Here is a 7,248-nt window from a genome sequence, read left to right as displayed (position 1 = left end):
CCGAACACGAGGAACGTCAGCAGCAGGATCAAGCCGATGTTGCGATCGCTGCGCTTGGTGATCGTGTAGGCCTGTCGCATCTGGCGGATGCGGCCCTTGGCGGGTGCGGGTGTGGCGTTGGACATGAGGGTCAGTCTACGGCTGCATGCGGATCGCGGCGCTGCCGCGTCCGCTCTCGATGGCCTGCTGGTAGAGGCGACCGGCGCGGTAGGACGAACGTACGAGGGGTCCGGACATGACTCCGGCGAATCCGACCTCGTCGGCCTCGTCCTTGAGCTCGACGAACTCCTCGGGCTTCACCCAGCGCTCGACGGGGTGGTGGCGCTTGGAGGGGCGGAGGTACTGCGTGATCGTGATCAGGTCGCAGCCGGCCTCGTGCAGATCGACGAGTGCTTGCGACACCTCTTCACGGGTCTCGCCCATGCCGAGGATCAAGTTGGACTTGGTGACCAGGCCGTAGTCGCGGGCTTGCGTGATGACGTCGAGCGAACGCTCGTATCGGAATGCCGGGCGAATGCGCTTGAAGATGCGGGGGACAGTCTCGACGTTGTGCGCCAACACTTCGGGGCGGCTGTCGAAGACCTGCTCAAGCAGCTCGGGCACGCCGTTGAAGTCGGGGATGAGGTTCTCGACACCGATTCCGGGGTTGAACTCGTGGATCTTGCGGACCGTCTCGGCGTAGAGCCAGGCGCCACCGTCGGGCACGTCATCGCGAGCAACACCAGTGATGGTCGCGTAGCGGAGTTGCATCTTCTGCACACTCTCGGCAACGCGACGGGGCTCGTCGCGGTCGATCGGGTCGGGCTTGCCGGTGTCGATCTGGCAGAAGTCACAGCGGCGGGTGCACTGTTCGCCGCCGATGAGGAACGTCGCCTCGCGGTCTTCCCAGCACTCGAAGATGTTGGGACAACCGGCTTCCTGACAGACCGTGTGGAGACCCTCGCCCTTCACCAGATTCATCAGCTCGGTGTATTCGGGACCCATCTTGGCGCGAGTCTTGATCCACTCGGGCTTCTTCTCGATCGGGGTCTCCGCATTGCGGACTTCGAGCCGCAACATCTTGCGGCCTTCAGGAGCGATAGTCACAAGGTCAGCCTACGCCTGCGCACCAATGGAGAGATCAAGCAGTGGGGCGGCCGCAGCAAGGTCTGGCGAGGGGACGTACGACTCCCACCCCAGTAGCTCGACCAGATGTGGAGCCACCGCTGCTGCAGCCTCCGGAACCGTGACATCGCGGCCCAACTCTGCGGTCAGCGAGGTGACTCCTGCGTCAGCGATGCCGCACGGTACGAAGCGTTCGTAGTAGCTCAGATCGACGTCAGCATTCAGCGAGAAGCCGTGCATCGTCACGCCTCGCGAGACACGGATGCCGATCGCCGCGACCTTGCGCTCGATCTTGCCGTTGCCGGCCGGCAACCACACTCCGGAACGACCGGCGACCCGGCCGGTGGTCACGCCGAGATCGGCAATGGCGCGGATCAGAGCTTCCTCGACACGGCGTACGTAGTCGACGACCAGAACGTGCGAGGGGAGCTTGGTGATCGGATAGCCGACGAGCTGGCCCGGTCCGTGGAACGTGATCTTGCCGCCACGGTCGACATCGATGACCACTATGGGGGCACCTCCCGCTTGCGGGGGAACGTCGAACGGACGCTCGTGGGGCTCGGTGCGACGTCCGGCCGTGTAGACCGCGGGATGCTCGAGGAACATCGCCGTGTCGCCGATCTGGTCGTTGGCGCGCTGCTGGTGAAACTCGCGCTGCAACTCCCAGGCGTCGAGGTAGTCGATCGCCTTGTCGCCGTACCAGTCGTCGATGATCTGGAGCTTCGTCACGACTCCAGCGTATCTCCGTCCACCATGACCATCGAATCGATGTCGACGGAGGCCTTGGCGAAGTTCTCGCGCCGATCCTCGGGTGACATCGCTGCGACGTGCTCAAGGGCCTCGAGGGGATAGTCGACGACCATGCGCCCTGGCTGAACAGGGACAGTGCTGTGCACGACGCGATCGTCAAACACGTGCACCAGGTCGAATGACTGCGATCCGTCGTAGCCGCGCAAGCCGCGTGGATCAGCCGCCGGATCGATGATGTAACAGGTCGAGGCGGCGACCGAGACCGGCACAGAGCCGAGCGTGCTGTGTGCGGAGTAGTGGTAGTGCCCGGCGAGGATCGTACGAACGTCAGTCCCTTCGATCGCGTCGGCCAGCAGGTGTTGATCGGCGAGCTCGATGATCGTCATCAACTGAAGGTGCGTCGCGATCGGCGGATGGTGCATCGCCAGTACGGTGCCGTGCGGCGCGGGTGTCATCAGTTCCTCGCGCAGCCATCCCAGCTGGGTCGGCGTCAGCTCGCCGTCGTGATAGCCGGGAATCGTGGTGTCGAGCGCGATGATGCGCAGCCCGTTGATGTCGAAGACCTGGTCGATCGGCTCATCGGGATCGGTGTCGCGCCCAAGCAATCTGTGTGCGAACGGCTCACGCGCGTCGTGATTGCCCATGACCCAGATGAGCTCGGCGTCCATCTCTGCCGCCGCGTCGACCACGATCGAGGCGACGGCCTCGTACGCCTCGGGCTCGCCGCGATCTGCGATGTCACCTGTGAATACGATCGCGTCGGGTCGCACGATTGCCAGTCGACTCATCGTGGCTTCGAGATAGGCGGCCGGGTCAGTGTTGCTGTAGACCGCCGCGTTGCCGGGCCCGAAGTGGGTGTCGCTGACGTGGGCGATGACATGAGACGCGGGTGCGTGCTGGCCGAGCTGCATGGTTCCAACGTACGACTGCATAGTGGCAGTCCTGTGGATGCCGATCGGCGGTCGCGAGGCGATTGCGGCACGGTGTCGCGATGGATTGGTTCGTCGCGTGGGTGGCAGCGATTGCAGCGCTGGCAACGTCGGACGACGTGCGCTGGGCGGGAGTCCTGGGCGGGCTCGATGACGTACGGGCTGAGGCGTTTGCGAGCGCCGATCCTGAGCTGCTGGGCGAGGTGTACGTACGAGGCAGCTCAGCCCGAGCGAGCGATGCTGAGCTGATCCGCGACTACGAGCGAAGGGGAGCGCGCGTCATGGGTGCCGACCTCATCGTCCTGTCATGCAAGGTCGGACATGCGTCGACCGATCGGGTACGTCTTGAGGTTGTCGATCGGCTGGCGGAGGCGCACGTCGAGTGGGATGACGGCACGACGCGTACGTTGCCGCGAGACCTGCCGACGCGACGAGTCGTGACACTCATGCTCACTGCGCATGGTTGGCGCATCGAAAACTAGAACTCGTTCCACTACTGTGACGGCGTGACTGTTCGCGCGCTCTGACGCGCCCGACAACTACTACTTCTGGCTGGAGCGTGACGCATGAAGACCACTGTCGCTGTTGTGAACTCGCAAGGCGCCGACTTCTCCCTCGAAGAGATCGAGCTCGGCGAGCCGCAGGCCGATGAGGTTCTGGTCAAGATCGTCGCGACCGGCTTGTGTCATACCGATATCCACCTCAAGGGCTTCCTGCCCGAGGAGATGTTCCCCAATGTCTTCGGCCACGAGGGCTCAGGCATCGTCGAGGCCGTCGGCGAAAGCGTCAGTGGGATCGAGGTCGGCGACCACGTCGTTATCTCGTTCCGGTCCTGTCGCGGCTGCGAGAACTGCAAGAACGATCTAGTGGGCTACTGCGACTCGTCGCTGCTGCTCAATTACATGGGTATGCGCATGGACGGCAGCACGACCTACAGCCGCGACGGCTCGCCGGTGTTCGGCAACTTCTTCGGCCAGTCGAGCCTCTCCCAGTACGCCATCGCGTACGCAGACAACTGCGTGGTCGTCGACAAGTCCGTCGACCTCACCAAGGTTGCCCCGTACGGCTGCGGTTTCCAGACCGGCGCGGGCACCGTGCTGAACGTTCTCAAGCCGACTCCCGCCGACAGTCTGGTCGTCTTCGGTTGCGGAGCCGTCGGACTGTCGGCGCTCGCGGCCGCAAAGCACCTGGGCGTCGGAACGATCATTGCCGTCGACCCGCTGGAGAACCGTCGCGCCACCGCCGCCGATTACGGCGCGATCGGCGTCGATCCCATGGCCGAGGACGACGTTGTCGCCAAGGTCAAGGAACTCACTGGCGGCAGCGGAGCGACGTACGCGATCGACACCACAGCGATCTCCGCGGTCGTCAAGCAGGCACAGCAGGCGCTGAAGGTTCGCGGCACGCTGGTCGCGCTCGGGCTGGGTGCCGAGGAGTACGCGATCGATGCGATCGACCTGCTGCAGACGGGCAAGACCATCAAGGCATCCATCGAGGGCGACTCCGACCCGCAGGAAATGGTTCCGCGGCTGATCGCCCTGAACGCAGCTGGCGAGTTCGACGTCGATGGGCTGATCGCGACCTACCCGTTCAGCGAGATCAACACTGCCGTCGCAGATGTTCTGGCCGGGAAGGTCGTCAAGCCCGTCCTGGTGTGGTGACGAAACCCGTCACAACGCCGCGTCGATGGTCGACGCGAGATCGGGATGATCGAACTTGAACCCTGCTGAATTCAGAGCTTTGGGGGAGACCCGCAGCGATCCGAGAAGGTCCTTCGCGATGCCGGTGCCGAGTGCGACCTTGAGCGCGATGCCGGGTGCGGCCAGGAAGGTCGGACGGTTCAACGCATCGCCCAGCGCGTCGGTGAACTCCGCGTTGGTCTGCGACTGAGGCATCGTCAGGTTGTACGGACCGTTGGCGGTCTGCGAATCGAGTAGGAACTCGACCGCGCGCAGCCAGTCGACCAACGAGATGAACGACATGTACTGAGTGCCGGGTCCGAGCTTTGCTCCAGCACCGAGCTTGAACGGGATCAGCATGAGCTTGAGGAGTCCGCCACGCTTGTCAAGCACCAGCGTCGTACGCAGGAACACCACGCGGGTCGTCTCGACGGCTGGGAGGGCTGCGGCTTCCCAGGCTTGGACGAGGTCGGCGAGGAAGCCGGTGCCGGCGGCGGAGCGCTCGGTGAGCACCTCGTCGCCGCGGTCGTTGCCGTAGAAGCCCATCGCGGACGCCGAGAGCATCACGGGCGGGGTCGGTGACTTCGCGATTGCCTGTGCGATCACGCTGGTCGGCGACGTACGGGAGTCGAGGAGCTCCTGCCGGTAGGCCCGCGTACGTGGCCAGCGCGAGATGGAGGCGCCAGACAAGTTGATGACGGCGTCAGCCGCGTTGATCAGGTCCTGGTCGATGACACCGGCCGCTGGATCCCAGCGTGAGGCATCGTCGCCGGAGCCTGAACGCACCAGTCGAGTGACCGTGTGCCCGCGCTCGCGCAGGTGGTCAGTCAGCGCCGTGCCGAGGAATCCCGACGCGCCACCGATGACTACCTTCATGTGGTCAGGAACCGAGCTCAACCTCGAACGCACCGGCCTGCAGACGCTGCTTGACTGCAGTCAAGAACCGGCCAGCGTCGGCACCATCGACGAGACGGTGGTCGTACGTGAGTGCTAGGTAGGCCATGCTGCGGACCGCGATGCTCTCGCCGACCGACGGATCGGTGATGACGACGGGACGCTTCACGACCGCGCCGACGCCCAGGATCGCGACCTGCGGCTGGTTGATGATCGGCGTGTCGAACAGTGCGCCGTTGCTGCCAAGGTTGGTGATCGAGAACGTGCCGCCGGACAGCTCGTCCGGAAGGATCTTGTTGTTGCGCGTGCGATCAGCGACATCGGCGATCTTGCGTGCAAGTCCTGCGATCGAGAGGTCGCCGGCGTCCTTGATCGTGGGTGCCAACAGGCCGCGCTCGGTGTCGACCGCGATGGAGAGGTGCTCGCCTGACGGGTAGGTGATGACGCCTTCTTCGAGGTCGAGGGCTGCGTTGAGCACCGGGTAGAGCTTGAGCGCCTCGATGGCGGCCTTCGCGAAGAACGGCAAGAAGGTCAGCTTGACACCCTCGCGCTCCAGGAACGCGTCCTTGTGCTTGGCGCGCAGACGGGCGACCTCGGTGACGTCGACTTCGTGGACCTGAGTCACCTGGGCCGAGGTCTCGAGCGACGCGACCATGCGCGTCGCAATGGTCTTGCGCAGGCGAGTGACCTTCTCGGTCTTGCCACGCAGAGGCGACGGCTCGGCCGCCGCGGCAGCGGGTGCCGGCGCACCTGGGGCCGGAGCGGCTGCTGGCTGCGAGGCGGCTGCGTCGACGACGTCCTGCTTGCGGATGCGTCCGCCGACCCCAGTGCCCGTGATCGTGGCAAGGTCGACGCCATGCTGCTTGGCGAGCTTGCGCACGATCGGGGTGACGTACGAGTCGGTCGGTCCTGACGCGGCCGGAGCAGCGGGTGCAGGCGCGGCAGGTGCCTGTGCTGGCTCAGATGCTGCCGGGGCGGGTGCAGGCTCAGGCTCAGGTGTTGGCTCGGGCTCCGTGTCGGGCGGAGTCGGGGCATTGGGTGCCACGACGGGCTCGGGTGCAGCAGCAGGCACGGGATCCTGCGCCGGGGGAGCCGGCGCGGGAGCAGGTTCTTCGGGCGCGGGAGCAGGCTCGGTGGGTGCAGGAGCGGCTGCACCAGCCGTACCGATGATCGCGAGCTCGGCGCCAACTTCAACGGTCTCGTCCTCGGCAACCTTGATCTCAAGGAGCGTGCCCGCCACGGGCGACGGGATCTCGGTGTCGACCTTGTCGGTCGAGATCTCCAGCAGCGGCTCGTCGACGGCGACGTCATCGCCGACCTGCTTGAGCCACTGGGTGACGGTGCCTTCGGTGACGCTCTCGCCGAGTGCCGGAAGGGTCACAGCGGTGCTGCTTCCGCTGGCTGAAGGCGCGGGCGCAGCAGGTGCCGGTGCGGGCTCAGGTGCAGGCGGTGCGGGCTCAGGTGCAGGCTCGGCTGCGGGTGCAGGCTCGGCTGCGGGTGCGGGTGCCGGCTCGGGCTCAGCCGCGGGGGCTGGCTCAGGTGTGGGTTCGGGGGCTACTTCTGCAGCAGGCGCTTCCGCGGCGGGTGCGGCATCGCCACCTGCCGACTCACCGGCCTCGCCGATGATGGCGAGCACAGCACCGACCTCGACGGTCTCGTCCTCGGCGGCCTTGATCTCCAGCAGGACTCCGGCGACCGGCGACGGGATCTCGGTGTCGACCTTGTCGGTCGAGATCTCCAGCAGCGGCTCGTCGACGGCGACAGTGTCACCGACCTGCTTCAACCACTGCGTGACTGTTCCCTCGGTGACACTTTCACCAAGGGCGGGAAGGGTGACAGACGTAGCCATGGGGTCCTCTGGTTCTCCGGGTCAGGCGTGTGAGTGTAGGGGT

General features: G+C 65.5%; 7 protein-coding genes. 2 read left to right on the top strand and 5 right to left on the bottom strand.

The window, feature by feature from the left end; all coding sequences use genetic code 11:
• Window positions 1-135 precede the first annotated feature (135 nt).
• From lipA to V6M39_RS01155, 3 genes are read right to left on the bottom strand one after another with little or no spacing between them, the layout of a single operon-like run.
• The gene (gene lipA, locus V6M39_RS01165; protein ID WP_332641820.1) at window positions 136-1,059 is read right to left on the bottom strand and encodes a lipoyl synthase; all 924 of its coding nucleotides are present in this window, start codon (window positions 1,057-1,059) and stop codon (window positions 136-138) included.
• A gap of 36 nt (window positions 1,060-1,095) precedes the next feature.
• Entirely contained in the window at window positions 1,096-1,833 is a 738-nt protein-coding gene (gene lipB / locus V6M39_RS01160) for a lipoyl(octanoyl) transferase LipB (RefSeq protein ID WP_332641819.1), read from the bottom strand.
• Window positions 1,830-2,765, bottom strand: a complete 936-nt coding sequence (locus V6M39_RS01155) for a metallophosphoesterase (RefSeq protein ID WP_332641818.1) — start codon at window positions 2,763-2,765, stop codon at window positions 1,830-1,832. Before V6M39_RS01155 ends, lipB begins: the two co-directional genes overlap by 4 nt.
• 80 nt (window positions 2,766-2,845) lie before the next feature.
• Between V6M39_RS01155 and V6M39_RS01150 the strand changes: the two genes are divergently transcribed.
• Both V6M39_RS01150 and V6M39_RS01145 read left to right on the top strand, forming a co-directional pair.
• Window positions 2,846-3,265 (top strand): hypothetical protein, encoded by a 420-nt coding sequence (locus V6M39_RS01150; RefSeq protein WP_332641817.1) that lies wholly within the window; start codon window positions 2,846-2,848, stop codon window positions 3,263-3,265.
• Between the two features lie 84 nt (window positions 3,266-3,349).
• Entirely contained in the window at window positions 3,350-4,444 is a 1,095-nt protein-coding gene (locus tag V6M39_RS01145) for an NAD(P)-dependent alcohol dehydrogenase (protein WP_332641815.1), read from the top strand.
• 9 nt (window positions 4,445-4,453) lie between these two features.
• Here V6M39_RS01145 and V6M39_RS01140 read toward each other — a convergent pair whose 3' ends face one another.
• Together V6M39_RS01140 and sucB are read right to left on the bottom strand one after the other, a co-directional pair.
• Window positions 4,454-5,338 (bottom strand): TIGR01777 family oxidoreductase, encoded by an 885-nt coding sequence (locus V6M39_RS01140; RefSeq protein ID WP_332641814.1) that lies wholly within the window; start codon window positions 5,336-5,338, stop codon window positions 4,454-4,456.
• A gap of 4 nt (window positions 5,339-5,342) precedes the next feature.
• A complete protein-coding gene (gene sucB, locus V6M39_RS01135; RefSeq protein WP_332641813.1) occupies window positions 5,343-7,205 on the bottom strand; it encodes a 2-oxoglutarate dehydrogenase, E2 component, dihydrolipoamide succinyltransferase in 1,863 nt (620 codons plus the stop codon).
• Window positions 7,206-7,248: the final 43 nt, after the last annotated feature.

The sequence above is a fragment of the Aeromicrobium sp. genome (assembly GCF_036675695.1).
Taxonomy (GTDB): domain Bacteria; phylum Actinomycetota; class Actinomycetes; order Propionibacteriales; family Nocardioidaceae; genus Aeromicrobium.
The sequence above is the reverse complement of the archived record's forward strand: the minus strand, read 5'-3'. Positions and strand labels throughout refer to the sequence as shown.

Bases quoted from the DNA above. Each gene is read 5' to 3' on its own strand.
- sucB (WP_332641813.1), bottom strand. From the start codon at position 7,205: ATGGCTACGTCTGTCACCCTTCCCGCCCTTGGTGAAAGTGTCACCGAG.
- lipA (WP_332641820.1), bottom strand. From the start codon at position 1,059: ATGTTGCGGCTCGAAGTCCGCAATGCGGAGACCCCGATCGAGAAGAAG.
- V6M39_RS01145 (WP_332641815.1), top strand. From the start codon at position 3,350: ATGAAGACCACTGTCGCTGTTGTGAACTCGCAAGGCGCCGACTTCTCC.
- V6M39_RS01140 (WP_332641814.1), bottom strand. From the start codon at position 5,338: ATGAAGGTAGTCATCGGTGGCGCGTCGGGATTCCTCGGCACGGCGCTG.
- V6M39_RS01150 (WP_332641817.1), top strand. From the start codon at position 2,846: ATGGATTGGTTCGTCGCGTGGGTGGCAGCGATTGCAGCGCTGGCAACG.
- V6M39_RS01155 (WP_332641818.1), bottom strand. From the start codon at position 2,765: ATGCAGCTCGGCCAGCACGCACCCGCGTCTCATGTCATCGCCCACGTC.